Raw genomic sequence first — 19,647 nt, forward strand, 5'->3', positions numbered from 1 at the left:
CGGCAGGCAACGCAAGGTGTTGTAGCCTGGATGAGCGAAGCGACATCGGGGATTCGCGACACGAGCTGTCCCGGGTATCGCTTCCGCCTTCGCTCGTTGAGCTACGGCGGACAAGCCGCTCACCCGGGCTACGAAGCTACGCGCGGCTAGTCCTTGCTCGACGCAGCAAAGGGATTACGCAAATAGGCTTGCGACAGCAGGAAGAACAACGCGCGCTCGCCATGATATTTGGCGGCCGGCCGGGTGCGCTCGAACCCGTCGGCAAAGATCTTGCCGGACTGGTCGCACACCTGCCACCGCCAACCGAACCGTTTGCGCCTGGTAAGGATCACTTCGAACATGCCGACGGGCTTGGTCCCTGCTCCTCCGGTCTCGCAGGCCATCAGCCTGCTCCGGCGTCCCCCATTGGACGGATGCCCGACATATAACGCAGCAGGATGGAAAGAGAATAAAATTGATTATCGGAATTACGTGTCTTCCACCGGCCGTGGCGACGTCGCGACGTCCGTGGAATAAGCCGACACTACCGGTGTTAACTGGCTTTCCGCGCCGCATGATAGCGCTCGCATGCGTATTCAAACCAGAACACAAGACGCGGAGCCCGGTAAGCAAACGCTCACCGGGCCTGCACGCAATATATGTCAGCGGCCGACCCGCGCTTGAAGATGGGCGGGATAGCGGTCACCTTGCACCGCCACCCTGGCCAGCACCGCTGCAATCGCGGCGAGATCGGCCTCAGACAACGTTACCACCGCCGCGCCAAGGTTCTCCTCAAGCCGGTGCAGCTTGGTGGTGCCGGGAATCGGCACGATCCACGGCTTCTGCGCTAGCAGCCAGGCCAATGCGATCTGCGCCGGTGTCGCCTGCTTCGCCGCAGCGATCTCACCGAGCAGCTCGACCAGCGTCTGGTTGGCCTTTCGTGCGCTGGATGAGAAGCGCGGCACGATATTGCGGAAGTCGCTTGCGTCGAACGTCGTACTCTCGGTGATCGCACCGGTCAGAAAGCCTTTACCCAGCGGGCTGAACGGGACGAAGCCGATGCCGAGTTCTTCCAGCGTCGGCATGATCTCCTGCTCCGGCTCGCGCCACCACAGCGAATATTCGCTTTGCAGTGCGGTCACGGGCTGCACCGCATGGGCGCGGCGGATGGTTTGCGCGCCCGCCTCCGACATGCCGAAATGCAGGACCTTGCCGGCCTGGATCAACTCCTTCACCGCGCCGGCGGTGTCCTCGACGGGCACGTCGGGATCGACGCGGTGCTGATAGAACAGATCGATGCGGTCGGTCCTGAGCCGCTTCAAGGCGGCTTCCGCCACCGCCTTGACGTTGGCGGGCCGGCTGTCGAGCCCGGCCTCGACCTTGCCGCTGCTGAAGCCGAACTTGGTGGCGATGACGACCTTGTCGCGGAACGGCGCCAGCGCCTCGCCGAGCAGCTCCTCGTTGGCGAAGGGACCGTAGGCCTCGGCGGTGTCGAAGAAGGTGACGCCGCGTTCGAAGGCAGTCCTGATCAGTGTGACCGCCTGTGACGTCTCGGTCGCGGGACCATAACCGTAGCTCAACCCCATGCAGCCGAGGCCGAGGGCCGAGACTTCAAGACCACTCTTGCCCAGTTTGCGCGTCTGCATCTCATGTTCTCCTTTCGAAATCGCGTTCGGCTGCGAATCTAGGTCGCGCGCAAGCCTGCGATTAGGTGATAAAAGCGGCATGTACTCATGATCCGGATTCATGAATGGCCCGCACCAACGTCAACGACCTCCTCGCCTTCCTCGCAGTCGCGCGCGAACGCAGCTTCACCCGCGCTGCAGCCCAGCTCGGGCTATCGCAATCGGCGCTCAGTCACACCGTGCGCGGCCTCGAGGAGCGGCTCGGCTTGCGGCTGCTCACCCGCACCACCCGCAGCGTCGCGCCGACGGAGGCCGGTGAACGCCTGCTGCGCAATATCGGGCCGCACTTCGCCGAGATCGACGCGGAGCTGTCGGCGCTGACCGCGCTGCGCGCCACGCCGGCCGGCACCGTGCGCATCACCACCGGCGAGCATGCGGCACAGACCATCCTGTGGCCGGCGCTCGCGAAGCTGCTGCCGCGCTATCCCGATATCAAGGTCGAGCTGGTCGTCGACTATGGCCTCACCGACATCGTCGCCGAGCGTTACGATGCCGGCGTGCGACTCGGCGAGCAGGTTGCGAAAGACATGATCGCGGTGCGGATCGGGCCGGAGATGCGCATGGCGGTGGTGGGCTCGCCGGCCTATTTCGCTGCACGGGCCAAGCCGAAGCAGCCGCAGGATCTGACCGAGCACAATTGCATCAACCTTCGCCTGCCGACTTATGGCGGGATCTATGCCTGGGAGTTCGAGAAGCGCGGCCGCGCCATGAAGGTGCGCGTCGACGGCCGGCTCGTGTTCAACACCGGCCTCTTGCGGATGAATGCGGTGCTGGCGGGGCTGGGTCTTGCCTATATCCCGGAGGATCTCGTCAAGCGCGAGATCGCTGACGGCCGGCTGGTCCGCGTGCTCGCCGACTGGTGCGCGCCGTTCGCCGGCTATCACCTGTACTACCCGAGCCGGCGGCAGCCGACGCCGGCATTTGCCGTGCTGGTGGAGGCGCTGAGGTATCGGAAGTGAGGGTGAGCGCTCCGCTCTCGTGCCCCGGACGCGGCGCTGCGCTCCTTCAGCGGTGCGCTGCAGAGCCGGGGCCCATGTCACGGCGTTGTGTCGTGCGGCCTTCTGGGTCCCGGCTCTGCGGCGCTGCGCACCGCGTCCGGGACACGCGACTAGCGCGCCACGACTTCCACTTCGCCGTCGACGCCGTTCACGACGTTGAAGCCGCGCTCGTAGACCTTGCCCTCGTTCTTGGCGATGGCGCGGTATTCGCCTTCGGAGAGCACGACGCGCGGGAAGGCGCCGATCGATTCCTTGATGACGTCGCCGCCGGGCGTCAGCACCGACCAGGCGGTGTTGGCGAGCGCCTCGCCGCCTCGGTCGCTGACGAGCTTGAGCGTGATCACGGCGGCGCGATGGGTGATGGTGACGTCGGTGAGCTTGCCGGCCTGGACGCGGATGTCCGAGCGCACCACCGAATTGGCATCGCCATAGTTGGAGATAATGTAGTAGGTGCCCTCCGGCAGCAGCACGACGTCGCCGGCGGCGACGTTCGGCACCAGCGAGGCACGCTCGCCGGATTCGAACTGGCTGCCCTTGTAGATCGCGAACGAGATCTGGTTCTGCGGAATGCGGCTGGTGCCGACGCGGCCCTCGATGCGCAGGCCCCCGGCCGGCAGCACGAAGGATTCGCGATCGGTCTCGGCCTTCAGGCTGACGGTGCGCACCGCGCTGACGAGGCCGAAGGCGACGTGGACGACGTAGTTGCCGGGCGGCAGCACGATGTTCGGCGTGGCGCTGCGGTCCTCCTTGATCAGCTTGAAGGTGCCGTTCTCGTCGGGACGGTCGGCGAACACGCGCCAGACCAGGCCGCTGGTGATCGGGGCCGAGTCCTTGCCGTATCTCGCCGTCAGCGACAGCACGCCCTGGCCGGGCACGGCCGCATTGAGCGGCGCTGCCGACGGCACGGTCGTGACCGCGGGCGGCGGCATGCTGGGGGTCACCGGCTGGGTCAGGGTCGGCGGCAGGCTCGGGGGGCCGGCGCCCGGGCCGGAGGGCGGCGCCAGGCTGACGGCACCGCCCGGATCGGGCACCGAGGCCGGGGGCACCGGCGGCGGGCGGTCGGAGAAAAGCTGCGCCTGCGCAGCGTTTTGGCCTGCTGTTATAAGGCACGCGGCAAGGATCAGCGCCGGCAGCAGCCTGCCGCTGCGCCGCCATCCGATGATGCCGTCACCCCCGCGTGTCATGTTCCCTGCTTTTCACCGAAAACGCGGCAAATTCAAGCCTCGGATATCCCAGGAAATACGGCCCCGATGCAATCTATGGAACCCGGCTGACGCCTGCGTGATTAGACTTAAGGCAACCGTCCCTCGCCATATTCCTGCCCAGCGCCTTTCCCAAAGCGGCATAAACCATGCTTCGGCCCTGATATGGCGAAGCGCAAATGGGGTGCCTAGTCTGGCGGTGGGTGGCCCAGCGTAGGAGAGTTTTAGTGCTGGAGATCTTGAAGGGCCGCGGCGCGAACGGCTCCAACGGCGAGAAGGCCGGCGAAAAGGTTGGCGAGAAAGTCGGCTTGGGCAGCATCCGCCGGCCAGTCATTGGCCTCGCACTCGGCGGCGGCGCGGCCCGCGGCTTCGCCCATATCGGGATCGTCAGGACCCTGATTGCCAACGGCATCGTGCCCGACGTCGTGGTCGGCACCTCCATCGGCGCCGTGGTCGGCGGCCTCCACGCAGCCGGCCGGCTCGATACGTTCGAAGAGTGGGGGCGCAGCCTGCAGGGCATGCGCAATATCCTCGGCTATCTCGACATCCGCCTCAACGGCTCCGGCCTGATCGGCGGCGAGAAGCTCGCAACCCGGCTCGAGAAGGCGATCGGCCAGACCCTGATCGAGGACCTGCCCGTCAAGTTCGCCGCCGTTGCGACCGAGGTCCGCACCGGCCACGAGATCTGGCTGACGCGCGGCCGCATGGTCGACGCGATGCGGGCGTCCTACGCCCTGCCCGGCATCTTCTCACCGGTCCTGATCGGCGACCGCTGGCTGGTCGACGGCACGCTGGTCAATCCGGTGCCGGTCTCGGCCGCCCGCGCGCTCGGCGCCGAAATCGTCATCGCCGCAAATCTTTCCAGCGACATCTTCACCCATTCCACGACCATCCACGCGCACGGCGCGGCGCCCGCCCCGGTCGCGCCCGAGGTCGAGGCGACGCCGACCAAGCGTCGCTTTCCGCGCCTGTTCTCGCCCGAGAAGACCATGAAGCGCGAGTTCTTCGGCGGTGGCGGACGGCCCGGCATCTCCTCGGTGATGGTCGATGCCTTCAACATCATGCAGGACCGCATCACCCGCGCGCGCCTTGCCGGCGATCCGCCCGATCTGTTGATCACGCCGCGGGTCGGCCATTTCGGCTGGTTCGACTTCCACCGCGCCGAGGACCTGATCGCCCATGGCACGCGCGCCGCCGAGCGCGCGCTGGCGTCGATCCAGGAGGCGATCGAGGTGCTCGCGCCGGCGCCCGCGGGCCACGCGCCCAAAGCGGGCGAGTAAGGCGGACGCGTGAGGTCCGTCAGGCCGTCTTGATGTAGTCGCGCAGGGCTTCCTGCTCGGTCTCGTATTCGCGGACACGCCATTTGACGATGTCGCCGATCGAGATCAGGCCGACCACCTTGCCGTTGTCGATGACGGGCAGATGGCGGAACTTGCCTGTCGTCATCACCTCCATGAGCTCGGCGACCGTGTCGGTCTCCTTGCAGGTGACAACCTTGCGGGTCATGACCTCCGAGACCGGCTCCTCCAGCACGCCGGCGCCACGCTCGCCGAGCACGCGCACGATGTCGCGCTCGGACAGGATGCCTTCCAGCCGGCTCTGGTTCATCACCAGCACCGCGCCGATCTTCTTCTCACCGAGCAGCCTGACCACGGCCGACAGCTTGGCGTCGGGCTCGACGCTCATGATCTGGTGGCCCTTGGTGTTGAGAATGGAACGTACCGTCATTGTCGCCTCCCTGAATCGGATCCGTCCGCGTTTCGCGGTCCGGACTTGTTCGCGAGTCTTCAACTAACAGTTTTGGCGCGGGTTTCACGCTCGCGCGCTTTGCGAAGCATTGCCGCTAGCGGCTTGCAGCTTCGGAACATTCTTCCAGAGAATGATGGATGAATTCGGGCCGGGCCGCAAGCGCCGCTTCAAACGCGGTCGGAAACGTCCCGTGATGACGCATCCGCAGCATCGCTTCGCACGCGCGGCACAGGATCGAACAACGCGAACAGCAGGAGGCCGGCGAAGAAGCCGCCGATATGCGCCTGCCATGCGACGCTGGTGGTCTCGGCATCGACGCCGATCGCGCCGACGCCGAAGATGATGTTGACGCCGAACCACACTGCGAGGAAGGCGACCACCCGCCCGTCGCGCAGCGCACGCGACAGCGGCAGCGCGGGAACTTTTGCGGCGGTATCGGCATCCGATCGGCTGAACGACAGGAAGCTGCCGCGGGCGAAGGCAAAGCGGATCGCGGCTGCCATCGCGCCCGACACCGAGGCCGAAGCGCCGATCATCGGCGCCACCGCATGCTCATGGGTGACGAGATGGGCAAGCGCGCCGGCCGCCGCCGTCACCGCCATGAAGACGAAGAACCTGACCGCGCCGAAACGCCGCGCCAGCGCGCTGCCGAACGGCAGCAGCCACAGCACGTTGAAGCCGAGATGGGTCAGATTGGCGTGCAGCAGCGAATAAGTGACGAAGCTCCAGACCTTGGCGCCGGCACCGCCGGGGATCTGCAGATTGAGCAACGAGGAGTCGTAGCGTTTCGGGATGAAGCCGAAGACATCGATGGTCCAGTTCTCAAGCTCCGGCGGCAGCAGCACCCGCAGATGGATCAGCGCCAGCAGCGCGATATAGGCGGTCAGCGCCACCGGCAGCGTCAGGATCGGCTCGCGCGGAGCCTCCTCATGGACGGCCGGCGCGGCCGGCTGAGGACCTTGCGGCGACGAATCTTGCGGCGGGGAATCCAAGGCAGCTTCGCTTTCAGGCGCGATCGGAGCGACAGGCTTGGAGATAGTCGCGTTTGCCGGCCTTGCGCAAGTGCACAAAAGGAAAAGGCAGGGCCCTGGGAAAGCCCTGCCTGTCCGTGTCGGCCTTCCGATGCCCTAGGGAATGAAGGTGTATCCCCACCCCTCCCCGGCCCGCGGCCAAACTGTTTGACGCCCTGTGTACAGGCCCCGCCGAGAATCTGGAGAAAAGCGGCGAGGCTTGCGACCGCGATCACCATAACAGGGCCGCGCGAGGCGCAAAGCGCATAGTTAATTTAACGTTAACGACGCAAAGACAGCATTAAGGGCTGCGAAAACGCCCCCGCGGCATGGACGCTGCAAATCCCCTCCTGCACAACAACAGAAGGGATCGCGGGTGCACTGAAGCGGGACAGATCTGTCCCGCGCGGTTGCGCCCCGGGATTAGCGTCAGCCATGAAACATCCGTCGAGCCGCGCATTTTTCGCGTATTGGGACAAGAAGCGCGGGACTGCGCGGGCCCCTGACCGGGCCGACATCGATCCGGCCGCGGTTCGCGGCCTGCTCGGTGACATCTTCGTGCTGTCCTGCGAGCCCAATCTTGGCTTCCCCTTCCGCGTCGCCGGTACCCGCGTCTGCGCGCTGGCCGGGATCGACCTCAAGGACCAGAGCTTTGCGGCGCTGTTCACGGCGGCCAGCCGCAGCGAGATCGAGGAAATCGCGACCATCGTCGCCGATGAGACGCTCGGTGCGATTGCCGGCGTCACCGCCACGCGCGAGGACGGCAGCAAGGCGCATCTCGAGCTCCTGCTGCTGCCCTTCAACGCCCGCCCGCATACGCCGGTGAGCGTCACCGGCGTGCTCGCGCCGTTCGACGACGAATGCGGCGCGCTTTCAGCCTTCACCCTCACCTCGTGGCGCTACCTGCACCAGCCGGAGAAGCTGCTGCCGCGCGCGATCCGCAAACTGCAGATCGCCCGCGGGCTGATGGTGTATGAGGGGCTGCGCTAGGAGCAGCCCTCGCGTCAGACGCGCAGCCTTGCACACGCCGGCCCGATCTTCGAAGGTTTGATCAAGATCAAACGCATTCGCGTGCCGGCTTGCGAATACGTCACAGGAACCTTAGCTTTTAAGACGAGTTTATTCGTTTGCCGTGGCAAGCGGCAGCGCAGCTCGATTGGTGAAGATGCGTCTGCCGGGCGTCCGTCCAGGGACGATTCCCGTGATGGAGCACGCGATCAAAGTTGGTAATCGGTTGTTAGCTGCGTTACCGCCGGCCGATTTCGCGTTGCTTGCCCCCCATTTGCGAAAAGTAGAGCTCCAGCACGACGCCGTCCTGGTTCGATCGGGCGACAAGATCGATCATCTCTCCTTTCCCTGCAGCGGCGCGATCGCCCTCATCATGGAGTTGCCGAACGGACAGACGGCGGCAACTGCCGTGATCGGCAACGACGGCGCCGTCGGACTCATGACGGCGCTCGGCCCGACCCGCTCCCCCATGACCGCAGTCGTCCGCGTGGCCGGGACGGCTCTGCAGATCTCGCCCGCACGATTTCACATTGCGCTCGAACGCAGTCCTGCTCTCGCAACTGCGGTTCAGATCCTCACCCGGGCGTTGATGACGCAATTCCAGCACGTCGCAGCCTGCAATGCTCTGCATTCGGTCGAGGCGCGCCTCGCCCGCTGGCTGCTGCATATCCACGACCGGACGGATGGTGGTGACATCCTGCCCTTGACGCAGGAGACGCTGTCGGAATTGCTCGGCGTCCGCCGCACCACGGTCACGCACGTGGTGAGCGCGTTGCGCTCATCACGGGCAATCAAGTCCAACCGGCGCGGCCAGCTCGAGATCGACAGGCACCGGCTCGAGATCATCGCCTGTGAGTGCTACAAGGTGATGAGCCGCAGGATCGATCGGATCGTTTTGCAGGATGCGCCAAGGGTCCTTCACACCGCGCCGGCGCGGATTGGCTGCCTCCCCGCGGACCCGCCGTTCGCCAAGACCGTCTCGTAGACCCACGCCTCTCTGGCGAACCATTCGTGCGTCGCTGCGCACATCCTGCAATAAGTGCGCGAAAAGAACACCGCGCTGCACCGAAACCTCTCGCCATCCATCTCGATGCCCGTCGGAATTGCGTTTCCGGTTTCCGGACACTTGATCATCACCATACCCATCGTGATTTCCTCCAGCTTGGCATCACGTCAACAGTGAGGGAGGCCGCAATCGGCTGGACGGCTGCTCTTCTTTCGGAGACGCTCGTCCAGCCGATCCGCGCGGCCAACCGCTTCGATTCAAGCAGCGCTACGCAATACCCGGTTGAAGCTCTGCTTGATCGGCTCGGCCGTTTCGGTTGCGACCTTCTGGGCGAGATCCCAGAGTTCGCGGTTCTGAGCCGAAGTTGCTTCAAAGGTCTTGCGGCTGTGGGCGGTGGAGAGGTTGACGAGATCGGCAAACGACCTCGCATCGACAAGCTGGGAAATGAAGTCCAGCGTGGAGGTCGTATTGGTGTGGGATATTTCGATGAGCTTGATGCCGTAGTCGGCGGCACGCCTGGCATTGGTCGAACAGGCATCGCAGAGAGCTGCGGTGACTTCCTCCGAAGTCGCCCTCACCTTCGCAAAATTTGCCTGGGCCCGCGTGGCGCCCTGCTCGGCGAAACTGCCGAACATCGTCTGCATGTTGAAGAACGGTACGTCGAACTGGAGCTTTGCGCTTCCGTTGGCCCCCACGTCTTGCGGAGCGGCATTGGTCTCGACTTTCACATTGGCATCATTCACGGGCTTTCATCCTTTCAAGCGAAACTAGATCACGGATTGAAGACTCCCCGCAGCGTCGAGGTGCGTGCCGCACCAGGACACCAATACTGCTACTTTCAACGCGGTGGGATTGTTGCTGCGGATAACCGCCCCCGTCCCCTTGCAGGACCAACTATGACCGAAGAAAGTGCCCGGTTCGGTTCGCTTTCAGACTCTCAGCGCGAATTTGTTCAATTGATGCGGCGAAGCGGCACAGGCTGCGTTTTACATCTTTAAAGTTGTTGCGATCGCATGCACCAACTTGAAATGAGCGCAGCAGCGCCCATGCTGCGAGGCAAATGATCGCGCTAGCAACATGATCTTTTTTGCCGGACTTGCGTCATTTCTGGCCGCTCCAGCCCGCGTGCGGCCCGGTGCGCCTGCCTCCGTGAGACGGTGCACCGGGTCTGTGCGCGGATCCGTCAGGGCATCGCCAGATGCCAGGCACCGTTCAGGAAGCCATCGCCGGTGATGTCGCCGGGCTTCTGGTCCTTGGCGAAGGTGTAGAGCGGCTTGCCCTTGTAGGCCCATTGCTTCGAGCCGTCGTCGCGCGTGATGACGGTGTAGCCGTCGCCGGGGGCGTCGCTCGCCTCGGCCTTCAGCACCGGCCAGTTCGTCGCACACGGCCCGTTGCAGGCCGACTTGCCGTCGGCATCCTTGTCGAAGGTGTAGAGCGTCATACCCTTCGCGTCGGTGAGCACGTTGCCCTTGTCGGTCTTGCCGGTCTTGGTCGGCGGCGCGGCAAACGCGGCGGGAACGATCGCGAGCGACACGGCGAGCGTGAGCGCGAGGCGGATTGAGGACGTCATGGTATCTCCTGTCATGCAATTGGCTTGCATGGGTAGGACGCCGCGCGAGGCGCCGTATTCCTGCGCGCGCGGCAAGGATATTTTTCGCTGCGCGCACCGGCGCGGCGGAATAAACTGGAATGAGTGAGACGGAACGACGGACCGACATGAGCAAGCCGCATTGGCGTCCCGCACGCGCCTCCGACCTGCCTGGGATCAGCGCGATCGCGGCGCGCATCCATCCCGCCCTTCCCGAACGCCCCGAGGTGTTCGCGGAAAAGATGCGGCTCTATCCCGATGGCTGCCGCGCGCTCATTGCGGACGACGAGATCGTTGGCTACGGCCTCGCGCATCCCTGGAAGCAGCACTGGGTTCCGCCGCTCGATGCTTTCCTCGAACGGCTTCCGGACGAAACGGATTGCATCTACGTGCATGACGTCGCAGTGCTGCCCGATTTCCGCGGTGGCGCGTCGCGCGCTTATGTTGCCGATATCGAGAAGCTGGCTCGTGCGTCGGGCATCCCGGCGCTCGCGCTGGTCTCAGTCTACGCCACGCGGCCGCTCTGGGAGCGGTTCGGCTTTCGGCCGGTACCGGCGGATGCGCAATTGCGCGCGAAACTCGCATCCTACGGCGACGGCGCAACCTACATGCTCCGCGACCTCGCCGCGACGTAACGGCCCAGCCGGTCAATCCCGGCTCACGCGGGCGTGAAACCGCGCCTTCGAACCGCTTTCGGCCAGCTCCCGTCGAAGGACTGTGCGGGCCGTTCCGGTCTCGCCGAACCGAGACTGGAGAATTCCATGAAACTCACATTGTCGAAAGTTGCCTTGATTGCATTCGCTGCGACGGCTGCGTTCAGCGCGACCAGCGCCAACGCGGCGCAGCATCGCACCTATGGCTGCGAGTTCGCCTTCTTCGAAGGCTGTGCCGGCCTGATCGAGCTGCCGAACCAGGGCGGCGGACGTCGCGTCGTTCGTCCCACCCATGATATCTCGCCCGCTTACATGAGGCAGACCGACCCGCGCTACAATTCGGCGCTGCGTGACGCCGGCGGTGGTGGCGGCGGAGGAGGTGGTGGTGGTGGCGGCGGCGGCCGCTGAGTTCACACAGGCTTTTCAGATGATGCCGCCGGCGCAATCCGGCGGCATCATTGCTGTCTGCATGGTCTGGTGCCGCTCAGCCCCGACGCTTCTTCTTTGATTTCTTTCCGGGCGCGCCCTTCACCGGCCAAGGCGTGACCGAAGGCTCGGCGTGGCCCGGCTTGTTCTTGTGTTGCTTTTTCTTTCCGAACGAAGGAGCCTCGTCGAATTTCGGCCTGCGCTCGCCGTGTCCCTTGTCCCGCTGCTTGAAGCCACCTGCCTCACGCACGCGGTCGTCGCGACGTTCACGATGGTCGCTGTCGCCACGCTCACGCCGAGGCGCGTGTGATCGCTCCTCCGAACGCTCTTCTCGCTGCGGCGCCTCCGTCATCGGCTCGATGCGGATGCTGTCCTCCTTGTCCGGACGCTTGATCTTCACGGCAAAGGACTCCGCGACCCGCTCGGAAATCTCGAACTCGGTGGTGGTGTCCATGATCTTGATCGCGCCGATGTCGCGCTTGTCGATGCCGCCTCTGCGGCAGATCATCGGCAGCAGCCAGCGCGCCTCCGCATTCTTGCGCCGTCCGATCGCGGCGCGGAACCAGACGCTGCCCTCCGCCATGGCGTGCTTCGCCGACGCTTTTCCGGATTTCGCCCGAGGTTTTGCGGGACGATCGTCACCGCCTTCAAACCTGTCGCGGCCGCGATCCTCGCGCGGCCGGCCGGTCCGCTCGCCGGGATCGATGATGTCTTCGGGCGACGGCAGCCGCGCGCGATAAAGCCGCGCCAGCGCGGCGGCGATGTCCTCGGCCGACCGCTCGGCGAGCAATGCCTGCGCCAGCGCCAGATCATCAGGCGTCGTCTCCTCGGTGAACAGCACGTCCTTCATGCGCTCGTGATCGAGCTTGCGGATTTCGTCCGCCTGCGGCGCCGTACCCCAGTCCGCATCGATGCCCGAGAGGTTCAGCAACAGTTCCGCACGCCGCCGCCGCGCGGGCGGCACCAAGAGGACGCTCGTCCCCTTTCGGCCCGCGCGCCCCGTTCGGCCCGAGCGATGCTGCATGACCTCGGCGTCGTTGGGCAAATCGGCGTGGATAACGAGGTCGAGGCTCGGCAGATCGATGCCGCGGGCGGCAACGTCGGTTGCGACACAGACCCGGGCGCGACCGTCGCGCAGCGACTGCAGCGCCAGGGTCCGCTCGTTCTGCGTCAGCTCGCCCGACAGCGCGACCACGGCAAAACCGCGCTCCAACAGCGCTGCCTGCAAATGCCTGACGGCGTCACGCGTGCTGCAGAACACCAGCGCACTCGGCGCCTCGTAGAAGCGCAGCACGTTGACGACGGCGTGCTCGACGTCGGCGGGCGCGATGCGGATCGCACGGTACTCGATATCGGCGTGACCGCCCTCGTCGCCGGCGACCTCGATCCGGAAGGCGTCGCGCTGATACTGCCTGGCGAGCGCAACAATGCCGCGCGGGAACGTCGCCGAGAACAGCAGCGTGCGGCGCGTCTCCGGCGTGGTCTCGAGGATGAATTCCATGTCCTCGCGAAAGCCGAGATTGAGCATCTCGTCGGCCTCGTCGAGCACCACGGCGGCGAGTTCGGAGATGTCGAGACGGCCGCGCCGCAAGTGATCGCACAGGCGCCCGGGCGTGCCGACGACGATATGCGCGCCGGCGGCCAGCTCGCGCTGCTCACGCCGCGGATCCATGCCGCCGACGCAGGAGACGACGCGCCCGCCTGCATGCCCATACAGCCAGGCCAGCTCGCGCTGAACCTGAAGTGCGAGCTCGCGGGTCGGCGCAACGATCAGGGCGAGCGGTGCACCGGCCTGCTCGAACTGCTCGGCATCATCGAGAAGATTTTTGGCAATCGCCAATCCATAGGCGACGGTCTTGCCGGAGCCGGTTTGGGCCGAGACCAGAAGGTCGCGGCTGGTCGCTTCGTGGGCGAGCACGGCGAGCTGGACGGGGGTCAGTGAATCATAGTTCCGCTCGGCCAAAGCTCGGGCGAGCGGCGGGATCAGGGCCGGAAGAGACACGAGATGGGAAACCTTGGTTAATTCAGGCGCGGAGCGATGAACCCGGCGAACCTGAGCTGGCGTGCGCGGCAATGGGCCTGGCCGCACGATGGCGATTTGATTGGGGGCTCTTTACGCCAAGTGCTGCCAAAGTACCATGCCCTGTGATGCATGGCTTGGCGGATAGAACCGCGCCTGAAGGTTGCAGCGGATTTTCGCAGCCACCTCCATTAACCTGACACCCACCGGATCGGATGGGAATGACCGCGTGACGTCCTCCGTCAAACGCGCCTGCGGCCACTGCACGCTCTGCTGCAAGGTGATGGCCATCGAGGCGCTGGCCAAGCCCGCGAACAGCTGGTGCCGGAATTGCAGGCCCGGCCGCGGCTGCGCGATCTACACGGAGCGGCCGGGTGAATGCGAGGACTTCGCCTGCTTGTGGCTGGCGAGCGATCTGCTCGACGAACGATGGAAGCCAAGCCGTTCAAAGCTCGTCCTGACCACCTCGGAGGACGGCATCGAAGTCCGCTGCGACCCGGGCTCTCCCAACGCCTGGCGCAGGGAGCCCTATGCCGGCGACATCCGCGCATGGGCGGCGGAGGGCGAGCGCAACGACATGACGGTGGTCGTGATCGCCGGTCAGCGCCTGATCCTCGTCACGCCGGACCGCGAGTTCGATCTCGGGATCGTGGGGCCGGACGAGCGGATCGTACGGGAGATCGAGGGCGCGAAGGTGGTGAAGGAGGACGATTGACGGGATGCGCGCCCTTGTCGCGTCGGACATTCGATCCCAAATCGTACCTCGCGAAAGAGCGACGGGTGAAACATGGCCGACGGAATATCGCTTGCCGACAAGCTCGCGACCTTTGGGGATTATTGGTCGCCGCGTACGATCACGACCTTCAACGATTGCGACGTGATGGTGGTGAAGGTGAAGGGCGAATTCACCTGGCACAAGCACGACGACACCGACGATTTCTTTCTCGTCCTGAAAGGCAATCTGGACATCGAACTGCGGGACCGCACGGTGACGCTCGGCCCGGGCGAGCTCTATGTCGTGCCTAAGGGGGTCGAACATCGACCGGTCGCGCGCGAGGAGGTTCATCTGATGCTGATCGAGCCGACCGGCACGCCGAATACGGGTGACAAGGCAACGGCAGCAGCGCGCAAGCTCGCATAGAGGCAACGCGGTTGGCTCTGGTCTAATCCCTCGAGGTCGCCAGCCTGCTGAAGCTGCCGACCAGCTTGGCCCTTGCCCGCGCAACAATGTCCTTCGCCGCGCGGCTCAGGGCCCGGATGGCCCGCCAGGCTTCGGTTGCCTGCAGCCACGCTTTCATCTCGGCGAATTTGCCGTACGCCCAGGCGAATGCCGGAATCCGCATCAGCTTGTCGCGCGTGAGATGGAACAGGCGCTCGACCAGCACGAGCTTGAGCAATTCGCCGACGATGAATGTCGCCGCGCCGCTCACGAACTGACCGGTCGCGGCGAAGTAAGCCGCCAAGGGCTTGATCGGCTCCAGAATGATGACGGGCACGGAAAACAGGGCGAGTGACGGATAAGGCGGAAGCGACCTGATCCAGGCGCGCAACCGCCTGAATTCGAAATGCCGCCCGATCCAGCGCGCGATGGGCCTTGCCACGGCCATGAAGACCGCATCCACCAGGAAGTAGATCGCAGCCAGGATGTAAGTGACGGGTTTCAGGATTCGCTTCACGATACCTCTCCCGGGGACTGAAAGCCGGAACTGGGACTTAAGTTTCACCCAGACGTGAATAACTTGCGAATTCCTGGTGGAACTTTTTGGGCATCGGCCGGCTCTGCCGCGGTTCAGATTTCGGCATAGACCTCCAGAAGATTGCCGTCAGGGTCGCGAAAGAACAGTGTGCGATGTCCGAAGGACTGGTCCGTCGGCGGCGAGAGCAGCGCCACGCCCTGCCGCACGAGCTCGTCGGCGCATTGATCGACCTCGGCTGCGGCGACCTTGAAAGCCAGTTGCAGCGAGGCGCTGCCCGCCGGTATCGGCGCGTCAGTCGCGGTCCGGCTCGGTCTTGCCAAAGCCAGCGTGTTGGGGCCGATGCCGTACTCAATCCAGTTCGGCGAAAGCTCGCGCAGCAGTGGAAAGGCGAGCACGCCCTCGTAGAAGTGCCGCATCGCCGCCATGTCGCGGACGAAGATGACGGTGTAGTCGATCGCGCGGATGGCGCCGAAGGGTGAGCGCCGGCCCGGATCGGTCGTCTGTGCGTTTGTCATTTCGTCGTTCAATCCAAACTCCGTCGTGTAGCCCGCATGAGCGAAGCGACATGCGGGAAATCATCGACAAGCTTCCCGGATATCGCTCCGCTCATCCGGGCTACACGCCCTCACTCCACCAGCTCCGGCCACGGCACGATGGTCGACTTCACCGTCTTCATCGCCATCGCGTCCCTCACGGCCTGTGCGACACCCTCTTCCGTGAACGGATAGATCGTCTGCATCTTCAGCCACGGATATTTGTCACGCGTACGGTAGAGCATGTCGACGCCGAGCGGCAGGTCGTTGCCGGTAAAGCCCCAGGATCCCAGCACGTTGAGGTCCTTGGTACAGATGCGATGCCACGACGTGTCGATCGAGCCGGCGTCGGTGAACTGGCCCATCTCGACATAGGTGCCGCCGTCGCGCAGCATCTCGATGCCTTCGGGGCCGGCCGTGGGATGGCCCGAGCAATCCATCACGAGGTCAGCGCCGAAGCCGCCGACGATTTTCCGCACGCGATCGATGCGCTCCTGCGGCGACTTGAGCTCCTCGATGTTCACAGTCGCCTCTGCGCCGAACTCGCGCGCGAGCTTGAGCCGCGGCTCTTCCGGCGCGCCGACGCAGATCACGCGCCCTGCTCCCATCTCCTTGGCGGCGGCGACCGCGAGAATGCCGATCGGGCCCGAGCCCTGGATCACCACCGTGTCGCCCCAGGAAAAACCACCGGCCCGGGTCGCGCGGTTGAAGGCGCGGATGCAGGACGTCAGCGGCTCCGACAATGCACCGAGTCGCAGGGACATGTCGTCGGGCAGCTTGTAGATCTTGGTGCCCGGCAGCATCTCGAGATCGACATAGACATATTCGGCCCAGCCGCCCCACATGTGCGGCGCCTTGTCGAAGCCGAGATAGCGGCCGTAATAGACGGGCGTCAGGCATTTGTTGGCGGTCTGCGGATAGTGGACGCAGTAGTAGCAGCGCCCGCACGGCATCAGCGGCGGGATCATCACCTTCGAGCCGACCTTGAGCGGCTTGCTCATGAAGTCCTCGGTGAACTCCTCGCCGCATTCGACGATGATGCCGCCGAGCTCGTGGCCGAGCGTGAACGGCCAGGGCAGCGGCTTCGGCCAGTGACCCTTCAGGATATGCAGATCGGTGCCGCAGACCCCGCAGGCGCCGACCTTGATCAGCGCGGCCTTGCGGCCGACCTTCGGCCACGGCACGGTGCGGATGACGGGCTCCGAGCCCGGCCCTGCGTGGGTGCAGACGCGGATTTGCTCCATGGTGTGTCCTCGCTGCCCGTCTGTTATGATTGGTGGTGCGGGCTGAGGCGAAGCGTATGTGAGATGGGCGACCGTGCCAAGCGGGCAGTCTCGTAGCCCGCATGAGCGAAGCGATATGCGGGACACTGTCCCCGGATATCGCTTCGCTCATCCGGGCTACAAGAGAGGGGCTCGCCAATGCTGCGCGATTATCGGGCTGACGATGCGGAAGCGATCGTCCGTGTCGCGCTGGCCGCGTTCGCCGAGTTCGAGCAGCACTATTCCGACTGGCCGCTGTTCACGGCCAACGTCGCGAAGATGCCGCGGCTTGCCAAGACAGGCGAAATCATCGTTGCCGAAGACGGTGGCCAGATCGTCGGCGCCGTCGCTTATGTCGGCGCGCAAGCGCCGAAGCCGGAATTCTTCGATCCGGCCTGGCCGGTCATCCGCATGCTGGTGGTCGACCCTTCCGCGCGCGGCAAGGGCATCGGCCGGCAATTGACCGAAGAGTGCCTGCGCCGCGCCGAGCGCGACCAGTCGCCGGCCATCGCTCTGCACACGACGCCGATCATGACGATCGCGCTGCCGATGTATCTGCGGATGGGATTTGTGAGGAGTGGCGACGCGCCGGATATTCTGGGCGTGCCGTATGCAGTTTACGTGAAGTCGCTGGCGTAGTCTCGTAGCCCGCATGAGCGTAGCGACATGCGGGAACAGTGGCCCCGGATATCGCTTCGCTCATCCGAGCTACGGGACACACCCAAGTGTCTTGAGCACGGGACAGCGAACGTGTAAGGCCCGAACAGTCCCACCCAGGTGCCCGCTTGAACCCCCTTCCCCAAAATCCCGTGGTCGCGTCCGGCTCGTTCGCGGCGATGAGGTCCGTGCCGTATCGTCTCCAGTTCACGGCCTACGTGCTGGCGATGATGGCCGACAATATCGAGCATGTGATCAGCTATTGGGTGGTGTTCCAGAAATTCCATTCGCCGACGCTGGGCGGTTTTGCCGTGCTGTCGCACTGGCTGCCGTTCCTGCTGTTCTCGGTCGCGGTCGGTGGTCTCGCCGACCGGTTCGATCCGCGCCGGATCATCCAGTGCGGCATGCTGCTCTTCATTGTGGCCTCCGCCGGATGGGGCTTCTTCTTCCTCACCGACACGATCCAGATGTGGCACGCGATGCTGCTGCTGGTGATCCACGGCTGCGCCGGCGTGCTGTGGCAGACGCCGAACCAGCTCTTGCTCTACGACCTCGTCGGGCCGGCCGACCTGCCGAGCGCAGTGCGGCTGAACGCGATGGCGCGCTATCTCGGCATTCTGGTCGGACCTGCGGTGGGCGGGATCATCATGCTGACGCTCGGCCCCTCACACGGCATCATCTTCAACACGCTGTTCTATCTGCCGATGCTGCTCTGGCTGTTCTGGGCCCCGGTGCGGGACAAGAGCCTGGCTGCGCGACGCTTTGCGGTGCGCGGCCTTGCCGACATCGCGCTCACCATCCGCGCCATCGGCACGCAGCCGGTGCTGACGGCGATGACGTGGCTTGCCGGCCTCACCTCGTTCATGATCGGCAATGCCTATCACGCCCAGATGCCAGGCTTTGCCGGCGATCTCGGCCATGGCGATCCCGGCGTTTCCTACAGCGTGCTGCTCGCGGCGGATGCCGCCGGCGCGCTGCTCGCCGGCATTGCGCTGGAATCCTGGGGACGCCTCAAGGGCACGCCGCGCACCGCGATCACGCTGGCGATGCTCTGGAGCGTTGCGCTGCTCGGCTTCGCCGCTATGCGGATCTATCCGGTCGCGATCGTGCTGCTGTTCTTCGCGGGCTTCTTCGAGCTGTCCTTCAACACCATGGCACAGGCCCTGGTGCAGCTGAACGCGCCGCATGACATCCGCGGCCGCGTCGTCGGTCTTTATAATATGGCCGGGCTGGGCATGCGGGCCTTCAGCGGCATCACGGTCGGCGTGTTCGGCGCGGCGATCGGCATCCACTGGTCGCTCGGGCTGTCGGCCGCTCTGCTGCTGACGCTGCTGGTCCTGCTGTATCAGCGGGGGGCACGGACGGCTTGACCGGTTCCCCTCGGGATGTGGCTTTTCGATTGTGTCTGTCCGTAACCGGCGCGTCCGATCCTAACGCGGCATTAACCCTATGCACCTTAGGGTCGTGCCGGACTCCGCCCGGGCGGGGGGTCGGGTGTTGAAAATGGCGTTGGCGAACAAAAAATTTCTTCCGGCCGCCGAGGAGCGTCGGCGTTTCCAGCGGGTCAAGGTGCACCTGCTCGGCCGCTACATGCTGCCGGACCGCCGTGAATTCCCCTGCCAGGTGATCAACATGTCGCCGGGCGGCCTCGCTTTGCTCGCCCCCGGCATCGGCAATGTCGGCGACCGCGTGGTCGCCTATCTCGACCATATCGGCCGCGTCGAGGGCAAGATCACCCGCATCATCGACAATGGCTTCGCCATGACGATCGGGGCGACGCCCAGGAAGCGCGACAAGCTCGCCGCACAGCTGACCTGGCTCGCCAACCGCGACATCCTCAACCTGCCCGAGGACCGCCGCCATGACCGTATCGTGCCGCGCAACCCGATCGCGGTGCTGACGCTCGAGGACGGCACCAAGATGACCTGCCGCATCATCGACCTGTCGCTGTCGGGCGCGGCCATCGCCGCGGAGAACCGCCCGCCGCTGAAGTCAACGGTTCTGCTCGGCCGGGTCCAGGGCCGCGTGGTCCGAAACCTCGAAGACGGCTTCGCGCTGGAATTCATGCACGAGCAGCCGGCAGAGACTCTCGAAGAGAGCGTTACCGCGCGGTAAAGCGAAACCACGCCAAAACCACTGTTTTTCCACCACTGAAGGCGGCATCCGCAATGCGG

The 19,647-nt window shown here is 65.0% G+C and carries 22 protein-coding genes; 11 read left to right on the forward strand and 11 right to left on the reverse strand.

What is annotated here, in order from left to right:
• Window positions 1-146 precede the first annotated feature (146 nt).
• Together JQ635_RS26725 and JQ635_RS26730 are read right to left on the reverse strand one after the other, a co-directional pair.
• On the reverse strand, window positions 147-383 hold the full coding sequence (locus tag JQ635_RS26725; protein WP_211412755.1) for a hypothetical protein: 237 nt from the start codon (window positions 381-383) through the stop codon (window positions 147-149).
• Between the two features lie 258 nt (window positions 384-641).
• The gene (locus JQ635_RS26730; protein WP_211412756.1) at window positions 642-1,625 is read right to left on the reverse strand and encodes an aldo/keto reductase; all 984 of its coding nucleotides are present in this window, start codon (window positions 1,623-1,625) and stop codon (window positions 642-644) included.
• 104 nt (window positions 1,626-1,729) lie between these two features.
• Here JQ635_RS26730 and JQ635_RS26735 point away from each other — a divergent pair, with 104 nt between their 5' ends.
• Window positions 1,730-2,623: a LysR family transcriptional regulator gene (locus JQ635_RS26735; protein ID WP_211412757.1), complete on the forward strand. Its 894-nt coding sequence runs from the start codon at window positions 1,730-1,732 to the stop codon at window positions 2,621-2,623.
• A gap of 149 nt (window positions 2,624-2,772) precedes the next feature.
• On the opposite strand, the gene JQ635_RS26740 is transcribed toward JQ635_RS26735, so the two are convergent.
• On the reverse strand, window positions 2,773-3,846 hold the full coding sequence (locus JQ635_RS26740; RefSeq protein ID WP_211412758.1) for a hypothetical protein: 1,074 nt from the start codon (window positions 3,844-3,846) through the stop codon (window positions 2,773-2,775).
• Window positions 3,847-4,091: 245 nt separating this feature from the next.
• Here JQ635_RS26740 and JQ635_RS26745 point away from each other — a divergent pair, with 245 nt between their 5' ends.
• A complete protein-coding gene (locus JQ635_RS26745) occupies window positions 4,092-5,144 on the forward strand; it encodes a patatin-like phospholipase family protein (protein WP_211412759.1) in 1,053 nt (350 codons plus the stop codon).
• A gap of 19 nt (window positions 5,145-5,163) precedes the next feature.
• Here JQ635_RS26745 and JQ635_RS26750 read toward each other — a convergent pair whose 3' ends face one another.
• Together JQ635_RS26750 and JQ635_RS26755 are read right to left on the reverse strand one after the other, a co-directional pair.
• Entirely contained in the window at window positions 5,164-5,592 is a 429-nt protein-coding gene (locus tag JQ635_RS26750) for a CBS domain-containing protein (RefSeq protein ID WP_211412760.1), read from the reverse strand.
• Between the two features lie 188 nt (window positions 5,593-5,780).
• The gene (locus JQ635_RS26755) at window positions 5,781-6,605 is read right to left on the reverse strand and encodes a rhomboid family intramembrane serine protease (protein WP_211412761.1); all 825 of its coding nucleotides are present in this window, start codon (window positions 6,603-6,605) and stop codon (window positions 5,781-5,783) included.
• 453 nt (window positions 6,606-7,058) lie between these two features.
• Here JQ635_RS26755 and JQ635_RS26760 point away from each other — a divergent pair, with 453 nt between their 5' ends.
• Together JQ635_RS26760 and JQ635_RS26765 are read left to right on the forward strand one after the other, a co-directional pair.
• Window positions 7,059-7,613, forward strand: coding sequence for a PAS domain-containing protein (locus JQ635_RS26760; protein ID WP_211412762.1), 555 nt, complete (start codon window positions 7,059-7,061; stop codon window positions 7,611-7,613).
• A gap of 211 nt (window positions 7,614-7,824) precedes the next feature.
• Window positions 7,825-8,616, forward strand: coding sequence for a Crp/Fnr family transcriptional regulator (locus tag JQ635_RS26765; RefSeq protein ID WP_433996578.1), 792 nt, complete (start codon window positions 7,825-7,827; stop codon window positions 8,614-8,616).
• A 278-nt stretch (window positions 8,617-8,894) separates the two neighbouring features.
• On the opposite strand, the gene JQ635_RS26770 is transcribed toward JQ635_RS26765, so the two are convergent.
• Window positions 8,895-9,380, reverse strand: coding sequence for a phasin (locus JQ635_RS26770; RefSeq protein WP_211412764.1), 486 nt, complete (start codon window positions 9,378-9,380; stop codon window positions 8,895-8,897).
• A 440-nt stretch (window positions 9,381-9,820) separates the two neighbouring features.
• The gene (locus JQ635_RS26775) at window positions 9,821-10,207 is read right to left on the reverse strand and encodes a COG4315 family predicted lipoprotein (protein ID WP_211412765.1); all 387 of its coding nucleotides are present in this window, start codon (window positions 10,205-10,207) and stop codon (window positions 9,821-9,823) included.
• A 146-nt stretch (window positions 10,208-10,353) separates the two neighbouring features.
• Between JQ635_RS26775 and JQ635_RS26780 the strand changes: the two genes are divergently transcribed.
• Together JQ635_RS26780 and JQ635_RS26785 are read left to right on the forward strand one after the other, a co-directional pair.
• On the forward strand, window positions 10,354-10,860 hold the full coding sequence (locus tag JQ635_RS26780) for a GNAT family N-acetyltransferase (RefSeq protein WP_211412805.1): 507 nt from the start codon (window positions 10,354-10,356) through the stop codon (window positions 10,858-10,860).
• A 126-nt stretch (window positions 10,861-10,986) separates the two neighbouring features.
• On the forward strand, window positions 10,987-11,286 hold the full coding sequence (locus JQ635_RS26785) for a hypothetical protein (protein ID WP_211412766.1): 300 nt from the start codon (window positions 10,987-10,989) through the stop codon (window positions 11,284-11,286).
• 76 nt (window positions 11,287-11,362) lie between these two features.
• Here JQ635_RS26785 and JQ635_RS26790 read toward each other — a convergent pair whose 3' ends face one another.
• Window positions 11,363-13,306: a DEAD/DEAH box helicase gene (locus JQ635_RS26790; RefSeq protein ID WP_211412767.1), complete on the reverse strand. Its 1,944-nt coding sequence runs from the start codon at window positions 13,304-13,306 to the stop codon at window positions 11,363-11,365.
• A gap of 247 nt (window positions 13,307-13,553) precedes the next feature.
• Between JQ635_RS26790 and JQ635_RS26795 the strand changes: the two genes are divergently transcribed.
• The gene (locus JQ635_RS26795; RefSeq protein WP_211412768.1) at window positions 13,554-14,039 is read left to right on the forward strand and encodes a hypothetical protein; all 486 of its coding nucleotides are present in this window, start codon (window positions 13,554-13,556) and stop codon (window positions 14,037-14,039) included.
• Between the two features lie 72 nt (window positions 14,040-14,111).
• Window positions 14,112-14,465: a cupin domain-containing protein gene (locus JQ635_RS26800; RefSeq protein WP_211412769.1), complete on the forward strand. Its 354-nt coding sequence runs from the start codon at window positions 14,112-14,114 to the stop codon at window positions 14,463-14,465.
• Window positions 14,466-14,487: 22 nt separating this feature from the next.
• Here the strand turns inward: JQ635_RS26800 and JQ635_RS26805 are convergent, their stop codons facing one another.
• The 3 genes from JQ635_RS26805 to JQ635_RS26815 all read right to left on the reverse strand — a co-directional run bounded on the left by JQ635_RS26805 (window position 14,488) and on the right by JQ635_RS26815 (window position 16,798).
• Window positions 14,488-15,000 carry a hypothetical protein gene (locus tag JQ635_RS26805; RefSeq protein ID WP_211412770.1) on the reverse strand — a complete coding sequence of 171 codons (513 nt, stop codon included), beginning with the start codon at window positions 14,998-15,000 and terminating at the stop codon, window positions 14,488-14,490.
• 113 nt (window positions 15,001-15,113) lie between these two features.
• The gene (locus JQ635_RS26810; protein WP_211412771.1) at window positions 15,114-15,536 is read right to left on the reverse strand and encodes a VOC family protein; all 423 of its coding nucleotides are present in this window, start codon (window positions 15,534-15,536) and stop codon (window positions 15,114-15,116) included.
• Between the two features lie 110 nt (window positions 15,537-15,646).
• A complete protein-coding gene (locus tag JQ635_RS26815; RefSeq protein WP_211412772.1) occupies window positions 15,647-16,798 on the reverse strand; it encodes a zinc-binding dehydrogenase in 1,152 nt (383 codons plus the stop codon).
• 177 nt (window positions 16,799-16,975) lie between these two features.
• On the opposite strand from JQ635_RS26815, the gene JQ635_RS26820 reads away from it, so the two are divergent.
• The 3 genes from JQ635_RS26820 (at window position 16,976) to JQ635_RS26830 (ending at window position 19,588) form a co-directional block, all read left to right on the forward strand.
• Window positions 16,976-17,455, forward strand: coding sequence for a GNAT family N-acetyltransferase (locus JQ635_RS26820; protein ID WP_211412773.1), 480 nt, complete (start codon window positions 16,976-16,978; stop codon window positions 17,453-17,455).
• Between the two features lie 146 nt (window positions 17,456-17,601).
• Window positions 17,602-18,843 carry an MFS transporter gene (locus tag JQ635_RS26825; RefSeq protein WP_283826904.1) on the forward strand — a complete coding sequence of 414 codons (1,242 nt, stop codon included), beginning with the start codon at window positions 17,602-17,604 and terminating at the stop codon, window positions 18,841-18,843.
• A 133-nt stretch (window positions 18,844-18,976) separates the two neighbouring features.
• Window positions 18,977-19,588 carry a PilZ domain-containing protein gene (locus JQ635_RS26830; protein ID WP_026312634.1) on the forward strand — a complete coding sequence of 204 codons (612 nt, stop codon included), beginning with the start codon at window positions 18,977-18,979 and terminating at the stop codon, window positions 19,586-19,588.
• The last annotated feature ends 59 nt before the right edge of the window (window positions 19,589-19,647 follow it).

Origin of the sequence: Bradyrhizobium iriomotense (assembly GCF_018130765.1) — a bacterium.
GTDB lineage: Bacteria > Pseudomonadota > Alphaproteobacteria > Rhizobiales > Xanthobacteraceae > Bradyrhizobium > Bradyrhizobium iriomotense_A.